The organism is Streptomyces sp. NPDC018964, assembly GCF_044390325.1.
Taxonomy (GTDB): domain Bacteria; phylum Actinomycetota; class Actinomycetes; order Streptomycetales; family Streptomycetaceae; genus Streptomyces.
On record NZ_JBIRYZ010000031.1, the window covers coordinates 1 to 26,557 of the forward strand.

General features: G+C 72.6%; 15 protein-coding genes and 3 pseudogenes. 5 read left to right on the forward strand and 13 right to left on the reverse strand.

Translation table 11 applies throughout. The features are described 5' to 3' along the window. Positions 1 to 151: 151 nt before the first annotated feature. Both ACH5AO_RS33380 and ACH5AO_RS33385 read right to left on the reverse strand, forming a co-directional pair. Positions 152 to 1,039 carry a hypothetical protein gene (locus tag ACH5AO_RS33380; protein ID WP_398931287.1) on the reverse strand — a complete coding sequence of 296 codons (888 nt, stop codon included), beginning with the start codon at positions 1,037 to 1,039 and terminating at the stop codon, positions 152 to 154. A gap of 98 nt (positions 1,040 to 1,137) precedes the next feature. Next, positions 1,138 to 3,114 (reverse strand): acetoacetate--CoA ligase, encoded by a 1,977-nt coding sequence (locus ACH5AO_RS33385; RefSeq protein WP_398931289.1) that lies wholly within the window; start codon positions 3,112 to 3,114, stop codon positions 1,138 to 1,140. A gap of 213 nt (positions 3,115 to 3,327) precedes the next feature. Here ACH5AO_RS33385 and ACH5AO_RS33390 point away from each other — a divergent pair, with 213 nt between their 5' ends. Then, the gene (locus ACH5AO_RS33390; RefSeq protein WP_398931291.1) at positions 3,328 to 5,706 is read left to right on the forward strand and encodes a glycoside hydrolase family 31 protein; all 2,379 of its coding nucleotides are present in this window, start codon (positions 3,328 to 3,330) and stop codon (positions 5,704 to 5,706) included. On the opposite strand, the gene ACH5AO_RS33395 is transcribed toward ACH5AO_RS33390, so the two are convergent. Together ACH5AO_RS33395 and ACH5AO_RS33400 are read right to left on the reverse strand one after the other, a co-directional pair. Further along, positions 5,697 to 6,233 (reverse strand): NUDIX domain-containing protein, encoded by a 537-nt coding sequence (locus tag ACH5AO_RS33395; RefSeq protein WP_398931293.1) that lies wholly within the window; start codon positions 6,231 to 6,233, stop codon positions 5,697 to 5,699. The two genes, ACH5AO_RS33390 and ACH5AO_RS33395, sit on opposite strands and share 10 nt — an antisense overlap. Positions 6,234 to 6,277: 44 nt before the next feature. After that, a pseudogene (locus ACH5AO_RS33400) lies at positions 6,278 to 7,087 on the reverse strand (M15 family metallopeptidase). A gap of 172 nt (positions 7,088 to 7,259) precedes the next feature. Between ACH5AO_RS33400 and ACH5AO_RS33405 the strand changes: the two are divergent. Both ACH5AO_RS33405 and ACH5AO_RS33410 read left to right on the forward strand, forming a co-directional pair. Then, a pseudogene (locus ACH5AO_RS33405) lies at positions 7,260 to 7,623 on the forward strand (diguanylate cyclase); the annotation flags it as partial. A 300-nt stretch (positions 7,624 to 7,923) separates the two neighbouring features. Beyond that, positions 7,924 to 8,259: pseudogene (locus ACH5AO_RS33410) on the forward strand (FGGY-family carbohydrate kinase); the annotation flags it as partial. Between the two features lie 80 nt (positions 8,260 to 8,339). On the opposite strand, the gene ACH5AO_RS33415 reads toward ACH5AO_RS33410, so the two are convergent. Genes ACH5AO_RS33415 through ACH5AO_RS33435 form a run of 5 tightly spaced genes read right to left on the reverse strand, consistent with a single transcriptional unit; the run spans position 8,340 to position 16,469 of the window. Then, positions 8,340 to 8,945, reverse strand: coding sequence for a GTP-binding protein (locus ACH5AO_RS33415; RefSeq protein ID WP_398931295.1), 606 nt, complete (start codon positions 8,943 to 8,945; stop codon positions 8,340 to 8,342). Continuing rightward, positions 8,926 to 12,609, reverse strand: a complete 3,684-nt coding sequence (locus ACH5AO_RS33420; protein WP_398931296.1) for a hydantoinase B/oxoprolinase family protein — start codon at positions 12,607 to 12,609, stop codon at positions 8,926 to 8,928. The genes ACH5AO_RS33415 and ACH5AO_RS33420 overlap by 20 nt, the downstream gene beginning before the upstream one ends. A 24-nt stretch (positions 12,610 to 12,633) precedes the next feature. Further along, positions 12,634 to 13,029 (reverse strand): DUF742 domain-containing protein, encoded by a 396-nt coding sequence (locus ACH5AO_RS33425; RefSeq protein ID WP_398931298.1) that lies wholly within the window; start codon positions 13,027 to 13,029, stop codon positions 12,634 to 12,636. Between the two features lie 9 nt (positions 13,030 to 13,038). Beyond that, entirely contained in the window at positions 13,039 to 13,473 is a 435-nt protein-coding gene (locus tag ACH5AO_RS33430; protein ID WP_398931300.1) for a roadblock/LC7 domain-containing protein, read from the reverse strand. Further along, on the reverse strand, positions 13,470 to 16,469 hold the full coding sequence (locus ACH5AO_RS33435; RefSeq protein WP_398931302.1) for a nitrate- and nitrite sensing domain-containing protein: 3,000 nt from the start codon (positions 16,467 to 16,469) through the stop codon (positions 13,470 to 13,472). The genes ACH5AO_RS33430 and ACH5AO_RS33435 overlap by 4 nt, the downstream gene beginning before the upstream one ends. A gap of 419 nt (positions 16,470 to 16,888) precedes the next feature. Between ACH5AO_RS33435 and ACH5AO_RS33440 the strand changes: the two genes are divergently transcribed. After that, positions 16,889 to 17,515: a hypothetical protein gene (locus ACH5AO_RS33440; protein ID WP_398931416.1), complete on the forward strand. Its 627-nt coding sequence runs from the start codon at positions 16,889 to 16,891 to the stop codon at positions 17,513 to 17,515. Between the two features lie 155 nt (positions 17,516 to 17,670). Next, entirely contained in the window at positions 17,671 to 18,468 is a 798-nt protein-coding gene (locus tag ACH5AO_RS33445; RefSeq protein ID WP_398931304.1) for an IclR family transcriptional regulator, read from the forward strand. 23 nt (positions 18,469 to 18,491) lie between these two features. Here the strand turns inward: ACH5AO_RS33445 and ACH5AO_RS33450 are convergent, their stop codons facing one another. The 4 genes from ACH5AO_RS33450 to ACH5AO_RS33465 all read right to left on the reverse strand — a co-directional run bounded on the left by ACH5AO_RS33450 (position 18,492) and on the right by ACH5AO_RS33465 (position 26,440). After that, complete coding sequence (locus ACH5AO_RS33450; protein WP_398931306.1) at positions 18,492 to 23,144, reverse strand: hypothetical protein; 4,653 nt, start codon at positions 23,142 to 23,144, stop codon at positions 18,492 to 18,494. A 52-nt stretch (positions 23,145 to 23,196) separates the two neighbouring features. Beyond that, positions 23,197 to 24,078: a hypothetical protein gene (locus ACH5AO_RS33455; protein ID WP_398931308.1), complete on the reverse strand. Its 882-nt coding sequence runs from the start codon at positions 24,076 to 24,078 to the stop codon at positions 23,197 to 23,199. A 49-nt stretch (positions 24,079 to 24,127) separates the two neighbouring features. Further along, the gene (locus ACH5AO_RS33460; RefSeq protein WP_398931310.1) at positions 24,128 to 25,654 is read right to left on the reverse strand and encodes a hypothetical protein; all 1,527 of its coding nucleotides are present in this window, start codon (positions 25,652 to 25,654) and stop codon (positions 24,128 to 24,130) included. A gap of 69 nt (positions 25,655 to 25,723) precedes the next feature. Continuing rightward, positions 25,724 to 26,440, reverse strand: a complete 717-nt coding sequence (locus ACH5AO_RS33465; protein ID WP_398931312.1) for a GntR family transcriptional regulator — start codon at positions 26,438 to 26,440, stop codon at positions 25,724 to 25,726. Positions 26,441 to 26,557: the final 117 nt, after the last annotated feature.

Sequence of the window (26,557 nt, forward strand, 5' to 3'; positions counted from 1 at the left end):
GGGGGGGGGCGGGCGGGCGCCGGGGGGGGGGGGGGCGCGGGCGGCGGCGGGGGGGGTGGGGGGGGGGGGGCCCCGGGCCGGGCGGGGGCGCGGGGGGGGGCCGGGGGGGGGCCCCCCCCGGGGGGGGGGCCACCCCTCAGGTGTTTCCGGCTCAATGGCAGTGGGCCGGGCCCGGTTCCTCGCCGAGGTCGGGCGGCTCGCAGTAGTCGACGTTGGACTCCGGGGAGATGAGCTCCCCGGACTCGGCGTCGGTGCAGTAGGCGTCGAAGACCTCGCCGGCGGTGAGAGGTTCGAGACCGTGGACGCGCAGTCGCCAGCCGTGGATACGGTCGGGGCTGCCGGGTTTGCTGGTCCGCATGACCAGTCCGCCGGGGCTCCCGGTGGCGAGGCCGACGGCCAGGACGGTGGTGAACTCGAAGGCTTCGGACTCGTCGAGTTCCATGCGGTCGGCGATGTCGTCGGCGTGCAGAACAGCGACAAGCGTTTCGGGTGGTCCGGAGACGCTGCACACGAGGTGCCGCTCGCCGGGTGGGGCCGCGTCGAGGATACGGACGAGGAGGCGTGAGGCGCGGGTGAAGGCGGCGCGGCCCAGGTCCTCGCCGCACGAGGCGCAGGCGCCGAGGCGGGCGAGGATCGCGGCCGCGTACTCCCAGGTGGCGTGGCGTACGGCCTCGTCGACGAGGGTGGGCAGGAGGTCGGCCAGTGGGCGGCCGTCGTAGGGGACCGTGGGACCGGTGGACGCGAGTACGGCCGTGAACCGTGCGCGGCTGGTGTGACTGTCGGGGTCGAGGCCCGTTTCCGCGCAGTACTCGGCGTAGTCCTCGGGGTCGAAGAGGGCCACCGTGGTGTGGCTGCCCTGCAGCGCACGCGTCCTGAGGACGGCTTCCATGTGTTTGAGGTAGGTGATGTGGTCGTCGAAGACGAAGCTGTCGTAGCGCCGCATGGCGCGGAAGTCGTGCTCGTCGGCCAGCAGGCCGACGGTGCCCGCGACTTCGCGGTGCAGGACGCGTCGCAAGGTCCGGTGGTCGGTGTGGGTCATGTCTCCCCCTGTGCACGGTCGATCAATGCTCACTCACAGTAATCGGCGGCACTGACAACGGCGTGGCCGAGGGGAAGCCGGTCTTGTTCCCGGAACAGTCAGGCGCGCTTGCGGGCGAGTTCCTCGTAGAAGGCGAGCAGGCCGAGGTCGTCGATGGAGCCCGGGTTGACCGCCTTCTCCAGCGGGGTGCCCTGGAGGAGGCGCTTGACCGGGACCTCGATGCGTTTGCCGGTGAGGGTGTGCGGGACGCCGGGGACCTCGATGATCTCGTCGGGGACGTGGCGCGGTGAGAGGTGTTCGCGGATGGTCCGCTTGATGCGGTTGCGCAGGTCCTCGTCGAGGGTGGCTCCGGGTGCCAGGTGGACGAACAGGGGCATCCAGTAGCCGCCGTCGGGCTGTTCGACGCCGATGACGAGGGATTCCCTGATCTCCGGGAGGCGTTCCACGGCTTCGTAGATGTCGGCCGATCCCATGCGGACGCCCTGGCGGTTGAGCGTGGAGTCGGAGCGGCCGTGGATGACGACGGAGCCCCGGGAGGTGATGGTGATCCAGTCGCCGTGCCGCCAGACGCCGGGGTAGGTGTCGAAGTAGCTGTTGTGGTAGCGGGTGCCGTCGGGGTCGTTCCAGAAGCGGATCGGCATGGAGGGCATCGGGTTGGTGACCACGAGTTCGCCGACCTCGTCGGTCAGGGGATTGCCGTCGGCGTCCCAGGACTGCAGGTCCGTGCCCAGGCCGGGGGCCTGGAGCTCGCCGATGTGGACGGGGAGGGTCGGTACGGCCCCGGCGAAGCAGGAGCAGACGTCCGTGCCGCCGCTGACGGAGGCGATCCACAGGTCGGCCCCGTTCTCGGCAAACTCGTCGTGCAGCCAGCGGAAGCCGTCGGGAGGCAGGGGGGAGCCGGTGGTCGCGACGCACTTCACCGCGGAGAGGTCGAAGTCGCGCGAGGGGTGCACGCCGGCCTTGCGGCAGGCCATGACGTAGGCGGCGGAGGTGCCGTAGAAGGTGGCGCCGGTGCGTTCGGCGACGCGCCACTGGGCGCCTGTGTCCGGATGGCCGGGGCTGCCGTCGTACAGGACGATCGTCGTTCCGGTCAGGAGACCGGAGACGAGGAAGTTCCACATCATCCAGCCGGTGGAGGTGTACCAGAAGAAGCGGTCCTCGGGGCCCAGGTCGCAGTGGAGCCCGAGTTGTTTGAGGTGTTCGACGAGGATGCCGCCCTGGGACTGGACGATCGCCTTGGGCAGTCCGGTGGTGCCGGAGGAGTAGAGCACCCACAGCGGGTGGTCGAAGGGCACCTGCTCGAAGACCGGTTCGGTGTCCGCGGCGGTGAGGGCGGACCAGTCCAGGGCGCCGTCGGGGGCCTCGGTGCCGAGCAGGGGGATGTGCACGACGGCACGCAGGGTGGGCAGTTCGCGGCGGAGTTCGGCGACGACGTCGCGGCGGTCGTGTTCCTTGCCGCCGTAGCGGTAGCCGTCGACGGTGAACAGGACGACGGGTTCGACCTGCTGGAAGCGGTCGAGGACGCTGCGGGCGCCGAAGTCGGGTGCGCAGGAGGTCCACACGCCGCCCACGGCCGCCGTGGCGAGGAGGGCGACGACGGCCTGCGGGATGTTCGGGAGGTATCCGCTGACGCGGTCTCCGGGGCGTACGCCGAGGGAGCGCAGCTCGGCCGCCAGGGAGCCGACCTGGCGGCGCAGCTCGGTCCAGGCGACGGGGCGCGGCTCGTGGGTTTCGTCGACGTACAGGAGCGCGGCTTCGTCCGCGCGGGAGACGGTCGCGCGCAGCGCGTGTTCGGCGTAGTTCAGCGTGGCTCCGGGGAACCACTGGGCGCCGGGCATCGAGCGGTCGCCCAGCACACGCGTGCAGGGAGTCGAGAAGCGGACGTCGAACCACTCCGTGACCGCTTTCCAGAAGGTGTCCAGCTCTTGCACGGACCAGCGGTGGAGCGCCGCGTAGCCGCCCTCGGCGGGGGCTCCGTGGTGTTCGGCGGCCCACGCCCGGAACGTGGTGATCCGCGCCTGGGCGATCTGGTCCCGGCTCGGCTGCCAGAGCGGCTGGGGGTTCACGGTCGACATGGGGCGGCTCCCGGACTGTGCGCGTCGTGTGCGTCCTCCGCGCACGGGCTGGGGTGTGCGCGTGACACGGCTGACAGGGACGATGCCATGTGATCGACTTCCGCACCAGGGCGTCTCCCACATAGTCCGTGTCGTGAAGATGTGGTCCGATCACAGGTGAACGGCAGTTGAACGACCCTCGTGGTGGACAGGGTCAATGGCAGGGTGAGCAGCATGGACGGTCGTGACCTGGTGCGTTCGGTGAAGTCGGTCGGTTCGGTGGGGGCGGCTCAGGGGTTGCGTACCGTACGAGCAGCGTGGCGCAGGCGGCGGGCCGATGCCACCGGGCTGCCGCCGCGGGGGCCGGTGCGTGCGCGGGTGCCCGGGGCCGTGCGGGAGGTGGAGCCGGGGCTCGGTGGCGGGCTGGTCAGGTTCGGCCGCTCCGAGTTGCGGATCTTCGTGGCGGTGAACGGGGTGGTCTTCTGGGGCTGGGACGGGGCTGCTCCGGAACCGTCGTACGCGCTGGCCGGTCGCTGTCCTGACCCGGATCCGCGGGCCGCGCTGGAGCCGGACAAGGACGGTGGCTGGCGGGTGGTGGCCGAGCGGGTGACGGTGGTGGTCTCGCGGCACGGTGCGGTGGAGGTGCTCACCCCGGGGGGTGTGATGCTGCGGCGCGATCTGCCGCCGCGGTGGTGGGAGCCGGTGGGCGGTGGTGCCGCGCGCTGGATGCAGCGGTCCGAGGTGCCGGCCGACGCGCGTTTTTTCGGGCTCGGGGGGCGTGCGTCGGGTCCCCGGCTGCGGGACGGCACGTACCGGTTGTGGAACGCCGCGCCCGGCCGTGCTGTCGGTCCCGGCGACGATCCGCTGTCCGTCACGATGCCGGTGCAGATGGTGGTGGCCGACGCGGGCACGCATCTGATGTTCTACGACAACTCGTGGGACGGCACCGTGACGCTGCGGGAGGGTGAGGAGGGTGCCGGTTCCGGACACGACCGGACCGGGACGAGTGAGGTGTGCGTGGACGGTGGTCCGCTGCGCTGTTGGGTGATGGTGGGTGCTCCCGCGCGGGTGCTGCTCGCCTGGGCCTCGCTCACCGGTGCGCCGGCGCTACCGCCCGCGTGGGCGCTCGGTCATCATCACGCGCGAGGGGCCTCCGGCGGCGAGGAGGAGGTGCGGCGGACCGTCGCGGGGCACCGGGAGCACGGGCTGCCGCTCGACGCCGTGCACCTCGGTGTCGATCACTTCGATGCCCGTCAGGTGTTCACCGTGGACCAGGAGCGGTTCCCCGAGCTGCCGGTTCTCGCGGACGAGCTGCGGCGCGAGGGGATCAGGCTGGTGTCGGTCGTCAACCCGGCGGTCGGCGCGGTACCCGGTGCCCCCGTGTACGACGAGGGGGTGGAGCGGGACGCGTTCGTGCGGGACGCCTCCGGGGAGGTCGTGGAAGGGGCCGGGAGCGCCGGAGAGGTGGTCTTTCCGGACTTCACGCACGCGCGCGTGCGTGCGTGGTGGGGCGGTTTGTACACGGAGCGGCTGGCACAGGGGTTCGCGGGCTTCTGGCACAGCCTGGACGAGCCGACGTCCTTCGTGGCCTTCGGCGAGCCGACGCTGCCGCGGTCGGCTCGGCACGCGCTGGACGGGCGCGGAGGTGACCATCGCGAGGCGCACAACGTGTACGGGTTGTGCATGGCCCGGGCGGCGTACGAGGGGCTGCGGAAGCAGGCTCCCCGGGAGCGCCCGTTCGTGTTCTCGCGTTCCGGGTGGGCCGGTACGCAGCGTCACGGCGGGGTGTGGTCGGGCGGGGTGACGGCGGGGTGGCCCGGGTTGCGGGCGGCGTTGTCGCTGGTGCTGGGGCTGGGCCTGTGCGGTGTTCCCTACGCGGGTCCGGACGTCGGCGGCTCCGACGGGGAGGTGTCGCCCGAGCTGTATCTGCGCGGGCTCCAGTTGGGGGCCTATCTTCCGTTCTTCCGCACCCATGACGCTGCGCGTGCGGGCCGGGGTGGGCCGTGGGGGTTCGGCGCGGACGTCCTCGGGCACGCGCGCGTGGCGCTCGTCGAGCGCCGGCGGCTGTTGCCGTACTTCATGACGCTGGCGCATCTGGCCCGACGTACCGGGGCGCCGTACGTGCGGCCGTTGTGGTGGTCGGCGCCCGAGGACCGCGCGTTGCGCGACTGCGAGGACGCCTTTCTGCTCGGTGACTGTCTGCTGGTGGCGCCGGTGCTCGCTCCGGGGATGGACCGGCGGGTCGTCCGGCTGCCGCGCGGACGGTGGTACGACACGGCGACGGGACGGGCGTACGACGGGCCGGTCCAGGTGTGGGCCGACGCGCCGCTGGGACGGATCCCGGTGTTCGCGCGCGGGGGCTCCGTTCTTCCGGTGCTGGGGGAGGACGGCGGTCCGGAGCTGGAGGTGTGGGCACCGGCCCGGGGGCGGACCGGGGGCGGGCTGGTCGTACTGGACGTCGGCGAGGGGTGGGAGGAGCCGGAGACCGAGCGTTACACCGTGCGGTGGTCGGGTCCGCGGGTCGTCGTGGAGCGGGAGGGCGGGGACGGCGGGGTCGAGCCGCCCTGCCCGGTGCGCGTCCGCGGGACGGGCACCGGCAGGAGTCAGATGTAGCGGCCCTCGAACCAGGCCCGTGCGGCCAGGGTGTGCAGGGGGAAGGCGAGTTCCTCCGGGCGGCGCAGCAGGTGGCGGTCCTCGGTCTCGTCGGTGGCGGTGAAGGGCGGCAGGTCTTCCGCGGGGCGTTCCGGGAGGAGTCCGAACAGCAGCAGGTGTCCGTCGGGCGAGCTCATGGCGTCGGCGAGCCTTACGTCGCGGCTCGCCGCGACGATGCCGGTCTCTTCCTCGAGTTCGCGGACGACGGCCTGGCGCCAGTCCTCCCGGTCGTCGATGTAGCCGCCGGGCAGGGCCGTACGGCCGCGCGCGGGCGCGATGGTGCGGGTGATGACGACGAGGCCGGTGCCCTGCGTGTCGTACACGGGCTGGAGGGCGACCGCGACCGGCAGCGGGTTGCGGTAGGCGACGGTGCCGCAGGCCGGACAGGTCCGGGGCCATCCGGAGACGCCCTCTCCGAAGGGCGTGCCGCAGCTCGAACAGTGGGAGTCCGGCGCGGAGTTGGAAGTCGTGGCATGAGTTTCGGACACGCGCGGACTGTATCCGATCGCGGTGGGGGCGTCTCCGGGGCCGGTCAGTTGTGGCCGGTGAGTGACCTCCGGGACACCGGGAAGTCGAAGTAGGTGTCCGGGTGGGCCTCCGGTCTGAAGGTGTAGTGCCACCACTCCTCGGCGAGGTTCACGAAGCCGAGGTCTTCCAGGGTGCTCTTGAGGAGCAGTCGGTTGGCGCGCTGTTCGCCCTGGACACGCGGGTCGAGGGTGTGACTGAGGGTGTCGAAGCAGTCGTAGCCGGTGCCCATGTCGACGGAGGTGTCGGGGAACCGTTCGTCCTGAGGGGCGAAGCAGGGGGTGAGGGGTTGCCCGGGACGGTAGGGCATCGTCGGCTTCGTGGGGATTTCCACGAGGGTGAGGTCCACGGTCGAGCCTCGGCTGTGGCCGGATTTCTCCGCGATGTAGCCGTTGGCGAACAACCGGCTCTTGTCGACGTTCGGGTAGAACTCGGCCTTCGTCCTCTGGTCGTCGAGGTCCTCGGCTCAGCGCACGAAGTGGTCCACCGCGCGCTGCGGCCGGTAGCAGTCGTACACCTTCAGGGAGTAGCCCTGGCGCAGCAGCTTCCGCTGCGCCGCGTGGAGGGCCTCTGCGGCGGGGCGGGTGAGGATGCACAACGGCTGCCGGTAGCCGTCGACTGGTTCGCCGACGAAGTTGTGCGGGGTGAAGTAACGGATCTCCTGGAGGATCGTCGGGTCCACGCTGTTCAGTGCCACGAAGTCGCGGGGCGCCTTGGGTTCGGGCTTCGCCTGGGCGGTGGCGGAGGCGGTGGTCGCGGCGAGCAGGGCGGCGACGGTGGTGGCGAGACCACGTACCGCGGTGAGGAGTCGTGTCATGTCCCCTGCATCTATCAGGAGAGGGCTCCATCGGGGAAGCACCCGGCCCTCCTCGGGTCGCGAAGGGCGCGCTTCCGATGCCATCGCACACGTGCAGTGACCGCCCGGAGGCCCTGCATGAACGTCTCGTGAACCGCGCTCGGGCGGCATCGGGCGGCGCCGTCGTGCTCTTGTGAGCTCCTGGTCGGACAGTCTCCGCTTCGTCTTCCGACCGGTGATCGACCTGACGATCGGCGAGGTGACGGATCTGGAGATACCAGCCCGCCCCGAGGCCGGCGACATCCTGAGGCGGACCTGCGGCTGGCCGTGTCGGCGGTACGGACGCGATCCGCAAGGAGACGCTGCTCCCGCTGTACGTGAACGTGTTCGCGGGCACCCTCGCCGGTCTCGGCGGCCTCGCGACGCTGCACGGCGCCGTGCGCGAGGCGGGACGGCTGCCGTGGGAGGTGACGATCGGCATCGGTCCTCCCTGCACGCACGTGCCGCGGCGGGCGATGCTGGACGCGGTCGCCGGCGACGGTCCTGTGCCCGCCCGGCAGCGTGACGGACCACCGGCAGGCCGCCGCCTGTCCGGCGCCGCTCAAGAAGGCGGCGAAGGCGTTACGGCGGACGAGTCGGGTGGTGGGCCGGGCGGGAGCGGGCGGGCACGGGATCCGGCGGGGCGACGAGCGGACGCCGTCGCCCGCGGGCTGACGGGTGAGGCGGGCGGCCCGGCGCCCGTGCCGTCACGGAGGACGTGCTTCCGGCCGGGTGGCCAACCGTTGCGGTCGGTGACCTTGACCCTCCTCGGTGCTGGTGGACCCGCGCGTGCGGCACTCGAGGCGGCCGACCGGTAAACGTGCGAGGTCGTGCATGCCGTGCGCCAGGACTCCGGGGCACGGATCACCACCCTGAGGACCGACGGGGGCATGACGAAGAACAACCTGCTGATGCGGCACCAGGCGGATGCGCCCGGGGGCCGGTGGTCCGGCCCGGGGTGTCCGTGGCGGCCCGTCCGGGCTCCGTCTGTGCCGCGGGGCTCGCCGCGGGCGTGTGGAACGGCCTGGACGAACTGAAGTCCCACTGGAGGAAGAACGCCGGTCACAGAGGTGCCGGCACGGGACCGGAAGTACCGCGGCTGGCGCAAGACGGTGGAGAAGAGCTTCGGAGGGATGGCGGAGGGGGACGGCTGACCGCGCGTGGTGCGTCGTTCTCCGGGTACGCGGCCCGGGCTCCGGTCGGTGGGAGCACGGGCCGCGTACCTGCCGGTATCTCAGGTGCCGACCGTCTGGCGTCGCTGTGCGGCCTGGGCCATGGCGTGCTGGACGACGCCGATGAGGGTCTCCTTGACCGACTCACGGTCCCGCGCGTCACACATCAGCAGCGGTACGTGGTCGTCGAGGTCGAGGGCACGGCGGACGTCGTCGGCCGGGTAGCGCGCCGCTCCGTCGAAGCAGTTGACGCCGACGAGGAACGGGATGGCGCGCCGCTCGAAGTAGTCGATGGCCGCGAAACAGTCCTCCAGGCGCCGGGTGTCGGCGAGGACCACGGCTCCGAGGGCGCCCTCGGACAGTTCGTCCCACATGAACCAGAACCGCTCCTGACCGGGCGTACCGAAGAGGTACAGCACCAGGTCCTCGCGGAGGGTGATGCGGCCGAAGTCCATGGCCACGGTGGTGGTCTTCTTCCCTTCCACACCGGAGGTGTCGTCGACCGGGCGCCCGGCCTCGGTGAGGAGTTCCTCGGTGCGCAGCGGCCTGATCTCGCTGACCGCGCCGACGAGCGTGGTCTTGCCCACGCCGAAGCCGCCGGCCACCAGGATCTTGAGCGTGACGGGCTCGACCGGGGGCTTGCCGCGCTCAGAACGCCCGAAGATCATCGATCTCTTCTCCTGCTTGATGGGGGTCGGGCGGCGGGCCGTATCCTCCGCCGCCGGGGGTTTCGACGACGAGTACGTCGCCGGGTCCGACGTCCGCCGAGTCGCTTCCGGCGAGCCGGGTGACCGTGCCGTCCGCCCGTTCGATCCGGTGGGCGCCCGGTGCGCCGGGTTCACCTCCGGCCATGCCGTACGGGGGGACCCTGCGGTGCTGGGACAGCGTGGAGACCGTCATGGGCTCCAGGAAGCGGATGCGGCGCACGGCCCCGTCCCCGCCGCGCCACCGTCCGGCGCCGCCGCTGCCGCGACGCACCGCGAACTCCTCGAGGCGGACGGGCAGTCGCCACTCCAGGATCTCGGGGTCGGTGAGCCGGGAGTTGGTCATGTGCGTCTGTACAACGGATGCTCCGGGGAAGCCGTCTCCGGCACCCGAGCCGGAGGCGACGGTTTCGTAGTACTGGTGGCGGGCGTTGCCGAAGGTGACGTTGTTCATCGTGCCGGAGCCCTCCGCCTGGACGCCGAGGGCCGCGTACAGGGCACCGGTGACGGCCTGGGAGGTCTCCACGTTGCCCGCGACGACGGCGGCCGGCGGCTCGGGGGCCAGCATGCAGCCCAGCGGCACGATGATGTCCAGCGGGCGCAGACAGCCGTCGTTGAGTGGGATGTCGTCGGCGACCAGCGTGCGGAAGACGTACAGGACGGCCGCGTTGACCACGGAGAAGGGGGCGTTGAAATTGGTGGGCAGCTGGGCGGAGGTACCGGTGAAGTCGATGGTCGCGCGGCGGTTCTCGCGGTCCACGCGGACGCGTACGCGGATGACGGCGCCCGAGTCGGTCTCGTAGGCGTACGCGCCGTCGTCGAGGGCGTCGATGACGCGGCGCACGGCCTCTTCGGCGTTGTCCTGGACGTGCTTCATGTAGGCCTGGACGACATCGAGGCCGAAGTTCTCGATCATGTGGCCGACCTCGTCGACGCCCTTGCGGTTGGCGGCGATCTGGGCGCGCAGGTCGGCGAGGTTGGTCTTCGGATTGCGGGAGGGGTGGGGTGCCTCGGTGAGGAGGCGGAGGGTCTCCTCCTCGCGGAAGCGGCCGTTCTCGGTGAGCAGCCAGTTGTCGAAGAGGACGCCCTCCTCGTCGATGGTGCGGCTGTCGGCCGGCATGGAGCCCGGGGCGATGCCGCCGATCTCTGCGTGGTGGCCGCGTGAGGCGACGTAGAAGAGGACCTTCCGGTCACTCTCCGTGCCGTCGGTGGGTTCGGTGCCGAAGACCGGGGTGATGACGGTGACGTCGGGAAGGTGGGTACCGCCGTGGTACGGGTCGTTGACGGCGTAGGTGTCGCCGGGCCGCATGGCCGGGCCGCGCCGCCGGATGACCTCCTTGACGCTGGTGCCCATCGAGCCCAGGTGGACGGGGATGTGGGGGGCGTTGGCCACCAGGTTCCCGTCGGGGTCGAAGAGGGCGCAGGAGAAGTCCAGGCGTTCCTTGATGTTGACGGACTGGGCGGTGGACTCGAGGCGGGCGCCCATCTGTTCGGCGATGGACATGAAGAGGTTGTTGAAGACCTCGAGCAGCACGGGGTCGGCTTTTGTGTCGGCTCGGGAACTCTGCGTAACCGCGACGCGTTCCATGACCAGATGCCCGTCGTCGGTCGTCGCGGCCCGCCAGCCGTCGTCGACGACGGTCGTCGCTCCGGACTCGGTGATGATCGCCGGGCCGGTGACGGCTTCGCCGGGGGGAAGGTCCTCACGGCGGTGAAGGGGTACGTCGCGCCAGGTGCCGCCGGTGTGGAGACGGACGGTCCGCGGGGTGACGGTGGAGTGGTGCGGGGTGCCTTCGTAGGGAGCGAGGGCGGAGAGATCGGGGGGCTCGGTGATGCCGGTGGCTTCGACGGAGAGGGCTTCGACGACGATCGGGCGGTCGAGCGTGAAGGAGTACGTGGCGCGATGACGTTCTTCGAAGGTGTGCCGCATCGTGCCGGGGTCGGTCAGTTCCACGGTCAGGGTGGTGTCGGTGCCGTCGTAGCGGAGCTGGGCGCGGCGGGTGACCTCGATCCGCTCCTCGGGGACGTCCTCGGCGAGGAGTTCGGCGCGGGCCGCCGATTCGAGGTCGTCGGCGGTCCTGTGGACACCGGGCATGGCGGCCGGTTCCAGGGGAGCCTCGACGGACCGTTCCCGCATGGCCGTGGTGTCGGCGAGACCGATGCCGAGCGCCGACAGGACGCCGGCCATGGGCGGGACGAGGACGGTGCGGATGCCGAGGGAGTCGGCGACCATGCACGCGTGCTGTCCGCCGGCTCCGCCGAAGGTGGTGAGGGCGTACCGGGTGACGTCGTGACCCTTCTGCACGGAGATCCGCTTCACCGCGCCGGCGATGTTGGCGACGGCGATCCGCAGGTAGCCCTCGGCGACCTGTTCGGGGGTGCGGTCGTCGCCGGTCTGCTCGCGGATCTCGCCGGCGAGGGCGGTGAAGCGGTCACGGACGAGCGCGTCGTCGAGGGGCTGGTCGCTGTCCGGGCCGAACACCGTGGGGAAGTGGGCGGGCTGGACGCGGCCGAGCATGACGTTGGCGTCGGTGACCGTGAGCGGGCCGCCGCGCCGGTAGCAGGCGGGGCCCGGGTCGGCGCCCGCCGAGTCCGGCCCCACGCGGTAGCGGGAGCCGTCGAAGTGGAGGACCGAGCCGCCGCCGGCGGCGACGGTGTGGATGTCCAGCATGGGCGCGCGCAGCCGGACTCCGGCGATCTGTGTGGTGAAGACGCGTTCGTACTCGCCCGCGAAGTGCGAGACGTCGGTGGAGGTGCCGCCCATGTCGAAGCCGATGACGCGGTCGAAGCCGGCGAGCTGCGACATGCGGGCCATGCCGACGATGCCGCCGGCAGGCCCGGACAGGACGGCGTCCTTGCCTCGGAACCGGCCGGCTTCGGTGAGACCGCCGTTGGACTGCATGAACATCATCCGTACGCCGTCGAGTTCGTCGGCGACATGGCGGACGTAACGGCGCAGCACGGGCGAGAGGTAGGCGTCCACGACGGCGGTGTCCCCACGCGGGACGAGCTTCATCAGGGGACTGACCTCGCTGGACAGCGAGATCTGCGGGAAGCCGATCCGGGCGGCAAGTTCCCCGACCGCCTGTTCGTGGGCGGGGTGGAGATGGCTGTGCACGCAGACCACGGCGACGGCCCGGATGCCGTCGTCGTACGCCCGGCGCAGGGGTCCGGTGAGGGCGTCCAGGTCGGGGGCGCGCAGGACGGTGCCGTCGGCGGCGATGCGTTCGTCCACCTCGACGACCCGTTCGTGCAGCAGCTCGGGCAGGTCGATGCGGCGGGCGAAGATGTGCGGGCGGTTCTGGTAGGCGATGCGCAGCGCGTCGCGGAAGCCGCGGGTGACGACCAGCAGGGTCCGTTCGCCCTTGCGCTCGAGGAGGGCGTTGGTGGCGACGGTAGTCCCCATGCGCACGGCGTCGACGGGAGCGTCGGATCCGGCCAGCAGTGCGCGGACGCCCACGACCGCCGCGTCGGTGCCGCGTGTCCCCCGGCTCCCGCGGTTTTGGGCGTGTTCCGGAGCCGGGTTGTCGGACAACACCTTGTGCGTCAGCAGCCGGCCGTCGGGGCGCCTCGCGACGATGTCGGTGAAGGTGCCGCCTCGGTCGACCCAGAACTGCCAGCCTGTCACGTCAGTACCCCGCTTCCGCGCCGGTCACAGCGCCCGGAGGCCGTTGATCACGTCGCGCAGAATACTCTCGTCCGGCAGCTCGGCCGGGGGTACCGGCCGGTTCACATGGACCCATTCCGCTTCCACCAGATCTCCGACGAGGACCCGGACCACCCCGATCGGCAGATCGAGTTCGGCGGAGAGCTCGGCGACCGTCTGCGAGCTGTCACGGCACAGTTCGACGATGACCACGTGTTCCGGGGAGAGCGTGGGATCGGCCTCCGGATCGTCCGCGTGCGGCTCCGTGACGACCACCGCGATCAGGTCGAGGCGGTGCTGGGCCGCACTGGTGGTGCGGCCCCGCGTCATGGCGTACGGGCGGACGACCGGTCCGGCCTCGTCGTCGAACCAGTGGCTTCCACCCTGACCGTCAGCGCTCATGCCATCCCACTACCCGCCCGCGGGCAGATCGGTGCGCGGTGCGGCACCCAGATGCACACCGACCCGCTTCACGAGAAGCGTCATCTCGTAGGCGACCTGTCCGACGTCCGAATCCGCGTCCGCGAGGACGGCGAGGCAGCTGCCGTCACCCGCGGCGGTGACGAAGAGGAACGCCTCGTCGAGTTCGACGACGGTCTGACGGACGTCTCCGGCCTCGAAATGGCGGCCCACGCCCTTGGCGAGGCTGTGGAAGCCGGAGGCCACGGCGGCCAGGTGCTCGCTGTCCTCCCGGGTGAGGTCCTTCGACGCGCCTGTCGGCAGGCCGTCACCGGAGAGCACGATCGCCTTGCGGATGCTGGTGACCCGGTCCACCAGGTCGTCGAGGAGCCAGTTCAGCTCCCCCTTGTCGGTCGTGGTGTGGCCGGTGGCCCTCGGTGCGGTCATCGACCGTCCCCCTCTGTCGTTCGTCGTGGTGCTGTGCCGCTGTCGGCTTCGTCGCCGGCGGCGTTCTCCTCGCGGCCGCGCTGCCAGCCACGCTGGAGCGAGGCCATGCGGCTGCGGACTTCGTCGGCATCCCGTTCAACGGGCCGCGCCCTGTCCTCGTTCCGCGGTTCGGCACTGCGCTTGAGCTGCGGAGCGAGGCTGGCCTGCCGTATGCGCCGGGGCAGCGCTCCGCCACCGGGCCGTGCGGCGTCGGCGTCCGTGCCGCCCGCGCCCGGCACGGAGTCGTCGAGGCCGCTCACCGCGACGGCGGGGCGGCCGGTGCGCCGGGGACGGCCGGCAGTGGGCTCCGGCCGGTCCTCGCGTACGGGGCCGGAGGGCTCCGGAGTCTCGTCCTGGCCCCCGGTTCCGGTCCTGGGGCGGGAGGGGCCGGGGCCCCGTCGTCGGGCGGGCAGCGGGGGCAGTGACTCCGTGCCCGGTTGTGCGCGCTCGGCGTCGGAGGGGAGCCGTTCGGCGCGGCGGCGTGCGGGAAGCGGGGACAGCGCATCCGTATCCGCATCCGGGCGGCCGGGACCCCGGCGTCCCGCGGAATTCTCACCGCGGCGGCGGGCGGGCAGCGGAGGCGCCGCTTCCGGCTCGGGCCGGGTAGACGCGGCGGGCGTGCCCTCCTCGCCCGTGCGCTCCGCACGGACGCGAGCGTCGCGGACCGGGCGCCCGTGGGAGCTGACCAGCTTGGGTGCTCCCCTGCGGGCCGGCGGTACCGGGGCGCTCCGGTCGTCCCCGTCCGGGTTCGCGCTCCCGGGCGTGTCGGGGGTCTGCTGATGGTGTGCGCGGCCGGGCCGCTCCTCCTGGGTGCCGGTGAGGGAGCGGCGGGAGCGGAAGAGGCCGCCGCTCCGGCTGTCCTCGTCCTCCAGGGCGCCGGGGAAGCCGTCAAGTGCGTCCAGGTCGACGGGGGCTTCCAGTTCGACCGGTCCGTCCAGCAGCGCGGCGGGGAGCCTGGGCAGTTGTACGGGCATCTGGGAGAGCGCGGTGCGGCGGGTCTCCTCCGGTTCGCGGTCCTTGGCCCGCTGGGGGCGGTCGAGGCGGAAACCGACGCCGTTGGTGTCCGGAACGTCGTCCGTCAGCAGTGCGTCGGGGATGAAGACGACCGCCGTGGTGCCGCCGTACGGGGAGGGCTGCAGGGAGACCCGGACGTTCTGGCGCTGGGCGAGGCGGCTGACCACGAACAGTCCGAGCCGGTCGGTGTCGGAGAGCTCGAACTCGGGGGTCTCGGCGAGTCTGAGGTTGGCGTCCAGAAGGGCGTCGGCCGCCATGCCGAGCCCGCGGTCGTGGATCTCCAGGGTGAATCCGTTGGCCACCCGCTCGCCGAGGACCTGGACGGCGGTGTGCGGCGGGGAGAACACCGTGGCGTTCTCCAGCAGTTCGGCCACGAGGTGAGTGAGGTCGGCGACGGCAGGACCGGTGACGGCGACCCTGGGCAGCCGACGGACCTCGATGCGCTCGTAGTCCTCGACCTCGGCGACGGAGGCGCGTACGACGTCCATGAGCTGGACGGGCTTGCGCCACTGCCGGGAGGGCGCGGCACCGGAGAGGATCACCAGGCCCTCGGCGTGCCGGCGCATACGGGTGGTGAGGTGGTCCAGCCGGAACAGGTCGGCGAGTTCCTCGGTGTCCTCGGTCCGGCGTTCCATGGTGTCCAGCAGGGTGAGCTGTTTGTGCAGCAGGACCTGGCTGCGGCGGGCGAGGTTGACGAACACCTCGGAGACGCCGGCGCGCAGCTCGGCCTGCTTGACGGCGGCCTCCACGGCGGCGCGTTGGAGGGTGTTGAGGGCCTGGCCGACCTCTCCCATCTCGTTCTTGTCGTACTCCAGGTACGGGACCTCGGTCTCGACGTCGACCTGTTCGCCCGCCGAGAGGCGGCGCATCACGCTGGGCAGCCGCACACCGGACGCCTCGTGGGCCTCCAGGCGCAGCTGCCGGAGGTCCCGGACGAGTCCGCGGCCCACACGTACGGAGAGGACGAGGGAGACCAGGAGGGCGGCCAGTCCGAGGACACCGGCGATGACGGCCTGGGTGATGACGCCCACGGCGACGGGGCGGACGCGGTCCTGGTAGCGGTCGGCGGCCTGGTCGTTGAGGGTGCCGAGTTCGGAGAGCACGTTGCCGGCGGCGATGTCCCAACTCTTGGCCGTGATCCCACGGGGCTCCCCGCTGCCGGAGGAGACGGCCGCCTCCTCGCCCACGCGCAGCGGGGCGGACGCCGCGTTCTTCCAGAAGGTCTCGTAGCGGTCGCGCTCGGACGCGGGCAGCTGCGGCAGGCCGGCGTCGTACATCAGCGTGCGCTGGGCCACGAGGTCGGAGATCTGCCGCACTTCGGCACGGGACAGTTCGCCGACGATCAGGGCGGAGCCGAGCAGGGCGTCCTCGCGGGAGAGGAGTTCGCGGGCGCGGGCGAGGCTGACGAGGGCGCGGTACTGCTTGTCGAGTTCGACGTCTTCGACCACGTGCAGATTGGCCAGCAGGACGTAGCAGGGGTCGATCAGCCGGTTGTAGAGGTCGAGGGCCTGGGAGCGGTCGACGGTGCCGTCCTCGACGCTGCGGCGCAGGGACTCGATGCCTTCGAAGGAGTCCAGTACCGCGCTCAGTTCACCGGAGTCCCCTTGCATGGCCTCGCGCACATCGGTGTTCGCCGCGTTCCTGCGGACGCTGTCGATGGCCTCGTCGGTGGCGGCGCGACTGCGCCGGAGCGCGGCGAGCCCTTCGGCGGCGCGGGGGTCCGCGAGATGGACGAGGGTCTGCCGGCGCTCCTGCTGGAGGACGCGGACGGTGTCCTCGACGGGATAGCCGACCTCCTCCATCACCGACGACACGTCGAACAGATGGCTTGCCTCACGGCCCGTGAGCACCGTGGTGAAGGCCCAGATCGTCGTCAGGGACAACAGCGGCACGAGAAGCAGCGCCACGATCTTCCGGCGGACGGACTTCCCGCGAAAGCGCATGGCCTCCCCCAGCTCGGCCCCCGGCCGTCCGGGGGTACACGTGTGCGTCAACAAACGGCGCGAGCCTACTACCGCGCCGGGGTGAACTCGAAGAGCCGTCCGGAAGCTACAGTTCCGCGCCGGGGGCGGGAGATGACGAGTTGTCCGGGCATTGGGGGAGATCGCCTCCCGGAATCGGGGGTGCGGCACCCGGGTCGATCTCCCGGAGACGTGGGGACGGTTGGCCGATTCCTTTCCCACGTCGGGAATCTTCGCGACGCGCCGTTCGTCCTTCTCTGTGGGAGATGGGGGCGGAATCGGCCGCAGGAGCCGTGTCCCGCACCTGGGCGGCGTAGAACAGCGCAAGCCGGGCAGCCACTGGAGAACCAGGTCTTCGAACACGAGTGAGCGGTCTGCTGGCGGTGGGGAGTGACACGTTGATGGGCACGGCGGAGCGGCGCGAGGCGTCCGAGGAGGGCGCGGCGGCGCAGATGACGACGCGGCCGGGGGCCGGGGCTTCCGGACCCGGTGCAGCCGCGTCCGGGCACGGGACGGCCGGCGGACGCGATGCCGCGGCGACCGTGCGCGAAGCGGCACGCGAGGGCCGCGACGGCGCTGCGGCGCGGAAGACCGGAGGGGGGAACAGCGAGTCCGGCAGCCTCAGCGGCAGGGCTTCCCACCGGCCGCTGTGGGTCGAGGAACCGGCCCGGCGGCGCCGGTTGCCGGACCCGGTACGGACGTCGGCCGTGCGGGCGGTGCTCGTCATCGCGGTGACGTTGATTCAGGCCATGGTGGCCTTCCTGTGCACGCTGGCCGGGTCCTGGCTGGCTTTCCCCATGGTCATCAGCAGCATCGTCAGCACGATCCTCGCGACCTGGGGAGTCCTGGACGTCTGGGTGACCCGCCAGGTCTGGAATCAGCGCAACGGCGTGGTGTCCGCGCCCAGCAGCACCGCGCGGGCCCTGCGGCGCGAGCGGCGCCGTGCTCGCCGTCAGCAGCGGGCCGCCCAGCGGGCGCAGGCTCGAATACGCCGTCGGGGCGGAGCCGGGCAGCTGTCGCACTCCTGACCGCGCACCCGCCGAAGCCCGGACTCTCGGTAGGCTGATGTCACGTGTGCCGCATGTGCAGGCGCTACGCGCAACAGTTCCCGGGCGGGTGACCGTCGCAGCGAGGGCGGTCGGCATCGGCCCGCACCGGGCCGACGGATGGTGAGAGCCGAGCCATGACCGGCGAGCGGAAACAGCCCGGGGGGAACGAGAAGGGCACGACGAGTGCCGTGCAGTCGGTGGACCGTGCGGTGAGCGTCCTGGAGATCCTGGCGCGGCACGGCGAGGCGGGCGTCACGGAGATCGCCGGCGAACTGGGCGTACACAAGTCCACGGCCTTCCGGTTGCTCGGCGTCCTGGAGAACCGCGGTCTTGTGACCCAGACGAAGGACCGCGGCAAGTACCACCTGGGTGCCGGCGTGCTGCGCCTCGCGGGGGCGGCCGCCGTGCGGCTGGACATCTCGCAGGAGGGCGTCCCGGTCTGCCGGGAGCTCGCCGACGAGCTGGGCGAGACGGTGAACATAGCGGTGCTGGACGACGACGCGGCCGTCAACATCATGCAGGCCCGGGGTACGGCGTCGGTCACCGCGCAGAACTGGCTCGGCAGGCGCACCCCGCTGCACGCCACCGCCGGCGGCAAGGTGTTCCTGGCCCACCTGCCACCCGCGGTCCGTGAAGACCACCTCGCACGCCCGCTGCACCGGTTCACGGAGCGGACGCTCACCACGGCAGCGGGGCTGCGAGGTGAACTGGAGGCGGTGGTCGAGCACGGCTACGCCACCACGCTCGAGGAGCTGGAGCTGGGGCTCGCGGCCGTCGCGGCGCCGGTCCGCTCGCACGACGGCACGGTGATCGCGGCGATCAGTGTCTCGGGGCCGGTGTACCGGCTGCGTGCGGACCTGCTGCCCGAGCTGGGCAGCCGGACCGCGACGGCGGCGGCCGGGCTGTCCCGGCGCATGGGCTACGGCTTCTGAGCCTTCTCCGGGGTGCTGCCTGATCAGCCGCTCGCCGTCGCGGGCCGCTTGAACATGCGGGTCGCCGTGATCTCGCTGTGCGCTTCCTCGGCCGGGTCCTGCTGGGGAAGTCCCGGCCGGAGGTGCTCCTCCACACTGATGTACTTCAGGCCGGCCCGCAGGTCGGCGTCGTTCCGCAGCCGGATGACCAGCGGGAACTCCGCGAGCGCCGTCGTGTCGAACAGACCGGTGGTGTACAGGAGCTGGACGCCGAGCGCGTCGGCGACCGCGCGCTGGAGCTCCAGGAGGTAGGTCGCGTTGGCGCGGCCGATGGGGTTGTCCAGGAACAGCGTGCCGGCGTGGCGGTGCTTGTCCCGGCCGCGGTCGTTGGAGCGCAGCGCGGCCATCGTGCAGTACAGGGCGATGGCCGCGGTGAGCAGCTGGCCGCCGGAGAACACGTCACCCATCTGACCGACGGGTACGCGTTCGGCGCGCAGTACCGCGTCGGGCTTGAGGATCTCGACCGCGACCCCCTTCGGCTGGAGGGCGGCGGCGACCCCGCGCAGCAGCAGGGACATGCCGTCGCGCCGCAGGTCGGAGTTCTTCTTCACGGCCGCCCGGGTCGCCTCGTCGACGACCTCGCCGAGCCGCTCGGTGAGGGTGGCCTGGTCGGGTTCCTCGAAGCGGATGCGCAGGAACTCCTGTCCGGACCACTCGCCGAGGCCTTCCGGCAGCCGGGACAGCCGCTGGGCGGAGCGGAGGGTGGCGAGGGCGGACTCGACCAGGCCCCGCAGCCGGTCCACGATCGAGTCGCGGTTGCGTTCCAGCTGCTCCAACTCGTCGGTGAGGACCCGCAGCCGGGGCGCGAAGGCGTCCGCCCACTTCTGGGCGTGCTCGGGCAGCGCGGAGGCGGGCAGTTCGCGGATCTGCTGGCGCGCGGGCGTGCGGACCTGCTCGTAGCGCGTGGAGTTGGCGTGCCGGACGAGGATGTCACTCGCCTCGCGCACGGCGGACTCGGCGGCGGACAGGTCGGCGGCGCAGCCGCGCAGCGAGCGGCGGGACTCGGCGGCGGACTGCCGGGCCTCGTCCAGGCCGCCCGGGTAGGGCTCGGGCTGCTCCTGTTCCTCTTCAGGGCCGTGTTCGCGCAGCAGGTCGCGGAGCATGGCGGCGATCTCGTCGAAGCCTCCGGCCGCGTCCTCGGCGGCGCGGTGCGCGTCGAGCAGTTCGGCGTGGGCCTCCCGTTCCCGGCTCAAGGCCTCGCTGCGGGAGGCGAGTTCGGTGGTGGCGGTGCGCAGGAGGGCCTGTGCGTGCTCGGCGTCACGCGGCACCAGGTCCTCGGGGAGGTCGGTGTGCGCCTCGCCGTCCTCGGGTGCGAGCCGTTCGGCTTCGCCGCGCAGCCGTCCGAGCTGTTCGCTCGCGCTGGACATGCGGGTCTCCAGGAGCTGCACCAGCTCCTCCGCACGGGCGGCGGCGGCCTGCCGGCTGGGTCCGTCGGAGCCGTCGGGCGACTGGAGCAGTTGCTCGGCGCGGGTGCGGACCTTGTTGCTGAGCCGGTCCAGTTCGGCCCGTGCGGCGCTCTCGTCGCTCTCCGCGCGGGCCTGTTCGGCGCGCAGATCGGCGCCGACGCCGACCTTCTCGTACACCTGGGACGCGGCGCGGTACGCCTCACGCAGGGCCGGCAGGGAGGACTGCGGCGCTCCGGTGCCGTCTTCGGGCACGTCGTCGGGGGCGCCCGCGATCTCGGAGCGTTCGGCGCGCAGAGCGCGGGCGGTGCGGCGGGCGTCGTCGGCGGCCCGCTGGGCGCCGCGCCGGTCCTCGTCTGCGGCGCGCGCCCGTTCCAGGCAGGTCTGGGCGCGGGCCTCCGCCTCGGTCGCGTCGTCGGCGAGTTCGCGCAGCTTGGCCTGCCAGCCGGCCCGTTCGCGCAGCCGGAAGGCGAGTCCGGCGAGGGCGTCGGCCGCGCGCCGGGCCTTCTGCGCGGCTTCCTGCCGTTCGTCACGGACGCCGACGGCCTCGGCGGCGGCCTCCTCGGCCTCCGCGCGCACGGTGCGCGCCTCGGTCAGCTCGGCCTCGGCCTCCTCGGCGAACGTCCGCGCCTCGTGGGCCGTGGCGGCCAGTTCCGTGAGCCGTCCGGCGGGGCAGCCGGTGCGCCAGGAGGCGAGCCGCGCGGCCAGTTCCCGGTCCTTGCCGAGCCGGACGGCGAGCGCGCGGATCTCCTCGTCCCGCTCGGTCGCCCGCGCGCGCAGTGCCTGCCGTTCCTCGTCGGCGGCGTGCTCGTCGTGCATGGCCGGGTTCGGCGGTACGAGGAAGACGTCCCCGGTGTCGGTGTCCTGCGCGGGGGTGGGGGCGAGCAGGGCGGCGGCGGTGCCGACGGCGACGGCGGAGCGGGGCAGCAGGGCGGCGTCGCTCAGTGCCTCGCGGGCGCGGAGATGGGAGTCGGGGTCGGTGATGATGACGCCGTCGACCAGTTCGGGGCGGGCGGCCAGCACGCGCGCGTGGTCGGCGGGGGCGACGGCCTGGGCGAGGTAGCGCCACCCCGGGAGGGCCGGGATGCCGTGCTCGCCGAGGAACTCGACCGTCGCCAGCACGTCCGGGCCGGGCGGCAGCAGCCCGCCGTCGCCGAGGGCGCCGAGGATGCGGGCGTCGTCCGCGGCGGCGGTCCGCAGGTCGAACAGCTGCCGCTCGGCGGAGGAGACGGCGTCGTCGAGCAGTTCGCGCAGCTCGTCGGCGAACCGGTCGAGTTCCTCGGCGGTCAGGGCGCCTTCGCCGAAGGAAGGCCCGGTCTCGGAAGCGTCCGCGGCGCGGTCCGTGTCCGTGCGCTGTCCCTGCGCGCCGGCCCGTCGCCGGCCGGCGGCTCCCGGCAGGCTCAGCAGTTCCGCCAGCCGTTGTTCGGCTGCGAGGGCCTCGGCCGTGCGGCGCTCGCTCTCGTGGGCGCGCTCGGCCGCCGTGGCCGCGTCCGCCGCGCGGGCCGCGGTGAGTTCCGCGCGGCTCTCGGCGGCGGCCGCCTCCCGCGCGTGCTCGGTGGCCCGGCGGGCCGCCTCGCGGGCGGTGTCCCAGGCGGCGACCGCCGTCTTCTCGGCGTCGCTGGCCGCGAGCGCGGCCCTGGCGGGGTCGGCGTCGGGGGCGCTGTCGTCGAGCCAGCCGGCCCGCACGGCCTCGGCGGTCTCCTGCTCGACCTCGGTGAGCCGCTGCCGCAGGTGTCCGACCTCGCTGCGGGCCCGCTGTGCCTCGGTGGCGGCGGCGGTGGAGTCGCGGTGGGCGCCGTCGCTGACCTCCTGGAGGGCGGCGGAGCGCTCCTCCTCCTCGTTGGCGAGGTCCTCGGCGTTCTGCGCGGCCGCGTGCAGGGCGCGGACGAGGTCGACGGCGGCCTTGGCGCGCGCGGCCAGCGCGGGGGCCGCGTCCCGCTCGGCCTCCTGGATGGCGGCGGACACCCTGGCGACGCGGTCGGCGGCGGCGCGGTGGCGCAGTACGGCCTCGGCGGCCTGCCAGGCCGAGTACAGGGTGCGCGCGTCGGCGAGTTCGCGTTTCTGGGCGGCGGCGGACTTCTCCGCGGCGGCGAGCGCCAGGGAGGCGTGCCGGTAGGCGAGTTCGGCGGAGATCAGCGCGCTGTGCTCGCGTGCCGACTCGGCGTGGGTGACGGCGTACGCGGCGGCGGTGACCCGCCCGGCCAGGTCGGCCGCGCGGACGCGTTCCCGGGAGCCGCGCGCGGAGAGTCGGCGGGCCAGGGTGCGGGTGCGGCGCTCGGCGGCGGTGTGGATCTCCCGCGCGCGGGTGCGGGCCTCGGCGGCCTCGACGATCCGGCCGAGCAGGTCGACGGACCCGGCGGTGAAGTCCCGTTCGGCGATCAGCTCGGCGCGCCGGCCCAGTTTGTTGCCGAAGCCGCCGACCAGGTCGGCGAGTCCGTCGGTGTCGCGGGTGTCGGTGACGGCGCGCAGCAGCAGGTCGGTGAAGTCGGAGTCCTTCTTGACCGCGAAGAGACCGGCTGCCTCGCCCTCGTCGGCGTTCATCTCCCGCTGGTAGCGGAAGAGTTCGGGGTCGAGTCCCAGCTCGCCGAGGTGTTCGGTCCAGCGCTCGTGGATCTCCTCCCAGTGCACTTCCAGGTGCGGGTAGTTCTTGCCGGCCTCCGTGAGGGCGTCCCGGAAGCCCTTCATGGTGCGGCGGCGTCCCCGCGCGCCCGACTGGCCCTCGACGGGCGGTCGTACGGCCGTGGACTCGGCGACGGGAAGGTTGTCCAGGCTGAGGCCGGGGCCGGGCCGGAAGGAGTACCAGGCCTCGGCGAACTTCCTCGGGTCGTTGGAGACCTGGCGGCCTCGCCACTCACTGGCCTTGCCGACGACGACGCACTCGCCGGTCTGCACGTGCTGCCATTCCAGCGCCACGTGGCCGCAGTCGTCGGCGAGCAGGAACTTGCGCAGCACACCGGAGCTGGCGCCGCCGAGGGTGTTGCGGTGGCCCGGGAGCATCACGGAGAAGATCAGCTTGAGCAGGACGGACTTGCCGCCGCCGTTCTCCAGGAAGAGCACCCCGGCGGGGGCGGGCCTGCGCGGCGGGCCGACGGGCTCCTCCTCGAAGAACTCCGCCTGCGTCGGCGCGGGGTCCGGCACGAGCCCGCCGACACCGCGCAGGTCGAGCACGGTGTCGGCGTAGCGCGCACCGGCCGGCCCGATGGAGTAGAGGCGGACCCGGGACAGCTCGTACATGGCGGACTCTCGTGAGGCTTCGTGAAACGGGGGTTCAGGCGGAAACGGGGGTTCAGGAGGAGTGGAACGGCAGACCGGCGTCGGCGACCAGCTCCAGGTCGTCGCCGTCCTCGGGCGGCAGCAGTGTGGGCGTGCCGTCGGTGACCGGGACGACGCCCAGCTCCAGCAGCTCGGCCATGGCGGCGCCGCCCGCCATGTCGCGGACCTGGAGCTGGTAGCGGGCCGTGGTGCGGTACGTGCCGCCGTTGTCGTCGCCGGTGCGCTGCAGGAAGCCGGAGTCGGTGAGGAAGCCGACGGCCTTGGCGACGATGCCGGTGGTGGAGCCCGCGAGGCGGCGGGCGTCCTTGGTGGCGCCGGTCGAGCTGCGTCTGGCCCAGATCCGCCACGCGGCCTCCAGGCCGGGGGCGTCGCTGGCCGGGTCGGTGTTCTCGCCCTGCTGCGCGGCCCGCTCCTCCAGGCGGTGGCAGGCCTGGCGGACGAAGGAGTCGACGCCGTTGACCGTGACGCGCCCGATGTAGCCGTCGTCGGCGAGGTCCTCGGGGCGCGGGAAGGCCATGGCGGCGACGGCGAGGTGGGCGAGCCCGTGCAGGAACCGGTCGCCGCCGTCGGCGGAGGTGCGGCGCGCGTAGTCGCCCATGCGGACGGCGAAGACGGAGTCCTCGGCGGCGGTGACGGCCATGCCGGCGCGCGGGGACACCTCCAGCACGACCAGTCCGAGGCCGGTGGCCACGGCGTCGGCGAGCCGCGCGAACGGCGGGTCCTCGCGGTAGCGGCGCAGCAGGTCGGCGTACTCCTGGTCGCGGGCGGGCTGGAGCTTGGGCTGGAGGCCGAAGGCGACGAGCCGTGCGGCGTCGGCGGCGTCGGCGGGTGTGACGGCGGCGCTCGCCGGTGCGGCCGCGGCCTCCGGCTCACTCCACTCGACGTGCTCGGTCACGGTCGGGACTCCTTGCTCTGGGACAGCTCGGTACGGACTGCTCGCTCCGTCATGCCGCCTCCGACCGGTCCGCGGCCATCCCCGCCGCGTCCAGCAGGGCCGTGCCGACGATGAGGTCGGCGCCGCCGAACTCGGGGTCGTCGAGTTCGGTTCCGTCGTCCACGGCGAACAGCAGTTTCGGTTCGCCCTGGCGGTAGGCGGTGCCGACCGGGGGGCTGGCGGCGTGGATGGCCAGCAGGGCGACCAGGTAGGGCAGTTCGGGGTCCTGGCGGCGGGCTTCGGCGAGCAGTCCGGACAGCCGGCGCGGTGCGTCGGCGGGCAGGTCCAGCAGTTCCGTGGCGGCCGCCAGCTGCTCCTCGCTGAAGCGGCTGTCGTCGGGCGTGGCGATCAGGTCGGGCTCGGGCATCTCGGCGCCGAGGTGTTCGCGCTCCACGGGCGGTGTCAGCAGGATCTCGACAAGGTCGGCGACCCGCACGGAGACCGGGGTGCGCAGTCCGGTGCCGTGGGCGAAGAAGGCGTCGGTGACCCGGGCCGCCCGCTCCACGGGCAGTGGCAGCAGGGGCGCGAGGAGGTGGCCGTAGAGGTCGGTGCCCGAGGACGACGTGGGGGTGGCGAAGGCCTGCCGGTCCTGTTCGGCGCGGAACAGCGGTCCGGCCTCCAGCAGCCGTGACTGCAGCTGGGTGTGGCGCCGGATGCAGTCCTTGACGATGTCCACCAGCTCGGCCGCCCGGCGCTTGTGCTCGAGGTCCTCGGACTCGTCGCGGGCCTTGCGGATGTTGGTGAGGATCGCGTTCTCGTGGCGGTAGCGGTCCGCCACGTGGTCGAGGGCCTCGGCGATCATGTCGGGCACGGCGCTCAGCCAGTCCACCGCGCGGACGTTGCGGCGGGTGGCGTCCAGGGCCCGGCGCAGGGTCTCGGAGTACTGCACGGTCCGGTAGCGGGCCTGCTCGGCGGCGAGCTGGGCGTCGGCGAGCCTGCCCCGGCTGATCAGCACCTCCAGCTTGACCTCGGCGGCGATCTGCGCGCTGGTGACGTCGGTGTCCAGGGCGCCGACCAGGACGTTGACGGCCTCGTCGGTCGTCCGCAGGTACACCGTGCCGCCGGGGCCGGGGACCTCCTCGATCAGCTTGAAGTCGTAGTCACGGCGCACATAGGTGCCGTCCGCGCCGAACACGCCGTACACCGCGCGGAAGCCGCGGTCGACGCTGCCGACGTTGATCAGGTTCTCCAGGACCCAGCGGGCCACCCGCTCGTGCTCGGCGGCGGGGCGGAGCGGGGCCTGGGCGGCGACGCGCGGGACGATCCGGGCGACTATCTGGTCGTGGTCGGCGCCCGTGTCGAAGTCCATGTTCAGGGTGACGAGGTCGATGGCCGCGAGGGCGATCTCCGCCATGCCGTACACCGAGTACTCGCCGGCGAGGTTGGCCTTGCGCGCGTCGAGGTCGTGCAGCGGCGCGGTGCACGCGAGCGCGCGCAGCCGCCGCGCCAGCCCTTCGTCGGCGGCCGGGCCCGGCGCGGGCCGCGGCCCCGCGCTGAGCTGGGGCGGAACGCTGTCCGTCGATGCAGGCGAAGTCACGGTGCACAGACTAGGTCCTCGGTCTGACAACGACCCAAACGACCGTGTTGCGCCCCGGCGCGACGGTCGTCACACCGTCGGCCGGCCGTCCTGTCCGTCCTCGCCGACGCGCCGCCGGTATACCTCGACGACCCGTTCCAGCGAGACCTCGAGGTAGGCCGCCAGCAGCGCCTCGGCCTTGTCGCGGTCCCCGTCCTGAAGCGCCTGGAGAATCCCGACATTGCGGGCGATGTACGGTTCGTGCAGTCGCCGGGGTTCGTCCACGACGTGGAAGGCGAGCCGCAGTTCGGCGAAGACGCTGCGCATCAGCTCGTCCGTGCGCTCACTGGCGGCGAGGGCCACCAGTTCCCGGTGGAAGTGGATGTTGGCCGTGCCCACGCCGTTCCAGTCACCTTCGCGCGCCGCCGTGCGCCCCTGTTCCACCACCTCGGTGAGCGCGTCGAGCGCGTAGGGCGGCTCGCCGAGCCCGCGCACGACGGCGCACTCGACGAGGCGGCGGGTGCGGTAGATGTCCTCGACGTCCTCGACGGTCAGCACCCGGACGAACACGCCCCGGTTCAGCTCGTGGACGAGCAGCCGTTCGTGCGTGAGCAGCCGGAACGCCTCGCGCAGCGTGTTGCGGGAGACGCCGAGCGCACCGCCGATGCTGTCCTCCGACAGCCGCGTGCCGGGCGGGAAGTAGCCCTCGGCGATACGGCTCCTGAGGATGTCCGCGACCCGCTCGGCGGTGCTGGTACGGCCCAACAGGGCACGGTCGTCGGCCAGTCCGCCCATCCGCTCTGCCATGCCGGAATTCAATCGCACGCGGAAGAACGAGACAACATGGGTATTGAAGGATCGTTCAACGATCCTCTACCTTGCTGGACAGTGGCACGGCTCACTCCTTCCCGCACCCTCCGTCCT

What these genes read in the sequence shown, in the direction of transcription:
- ACH5AO_RS33380 (WP_398931287.1), bottom strand. Translation starts at nt 1,039, where the DNA reads ATGACCCACACCGACCACCGGACCTTGCGACGCGTCCTGCACCGCGAA.
- ACH5AO_RS33385 (WP_398931289.1), bottom strand. Translation starts at nt 3,114, where the DNA reads ATGTCGACCGTGAACCCCCAGCCGCTCTGGCAGCCGAGCCGGGACCAG.
- ACH5AO_RS33390 (WP_398931291.1), top strand. Translation starts at nt 3,328, where the DNA reads ATGGACGGTCGTGACCTGGTGCGTTCGGTGAAGTCGGTCGGTTCGGTG.
- ACH5AO_RS33415 (WP_398931295.1), bottom strand. Translation starts at nt 8,945, where the DNA reads ATGATCTTCGGGCGTTCTGAGCGCGGCAAGCCCCCGGTCGAGCCCGTC.
- ACH5AO_RS33425 (WP_398931298.1), bottom strand. Translation starts at nt 13,029, where the DNA reads ATGAGCGCTGACGGTCAGGGTGGAAGCCACTGGTTCGACGACGAGGCC.
- ACH5AO_RS33430 (WP_398931300.1), bottom strand. Translation starts at nt 13,473, where the DNA reads ATGACCGCACCGAGGGCCACCGGCCACACCACGACCGACAAGGGGGAG.
- ACH5AO_RS33435 (WP_398931302.1), bottom strand. Translation starts at nt 16,469, where the DNA reads ATGCGCTTTCGCGGGAAGTCCGTCCGCCGGAAGATCGTGGCGCTGCTT.
- ACH5AO_RS33440 (WP_398931416.1), top strand. Translation starts at nt 16,889, where the DNA reads ATGGGCACGGCGGAGCGGCGCGAGGCGTCCGAGGAGGGCGCGGCGGCG.
- ACH5AO_RS33445 (WP_398931304.1), top strand. Translation starts at nt 17,671, where the DNA reads ATGACCGGCGAGCGGAAACAGCCCGGGGGGAACGAGAAGGGCACGACG.
- ACH5AO_RS33450 (WP_398931306.1), bottom strand. Translation starts at nt 23,144, where the DNA reads ATGTACGAGCTGTCCCGGGTCCGCCTCTACTCCATCGGGCCGGCCGGT.
- ACH5AO_RS33465 (WP_398931312.1), bottom strand. Translation starts at nt 26,440, where the DNA reads ATGGCAGAGCGGATGGGCGGACTGGCCGACGACCGTGCCCTGTTGGGC.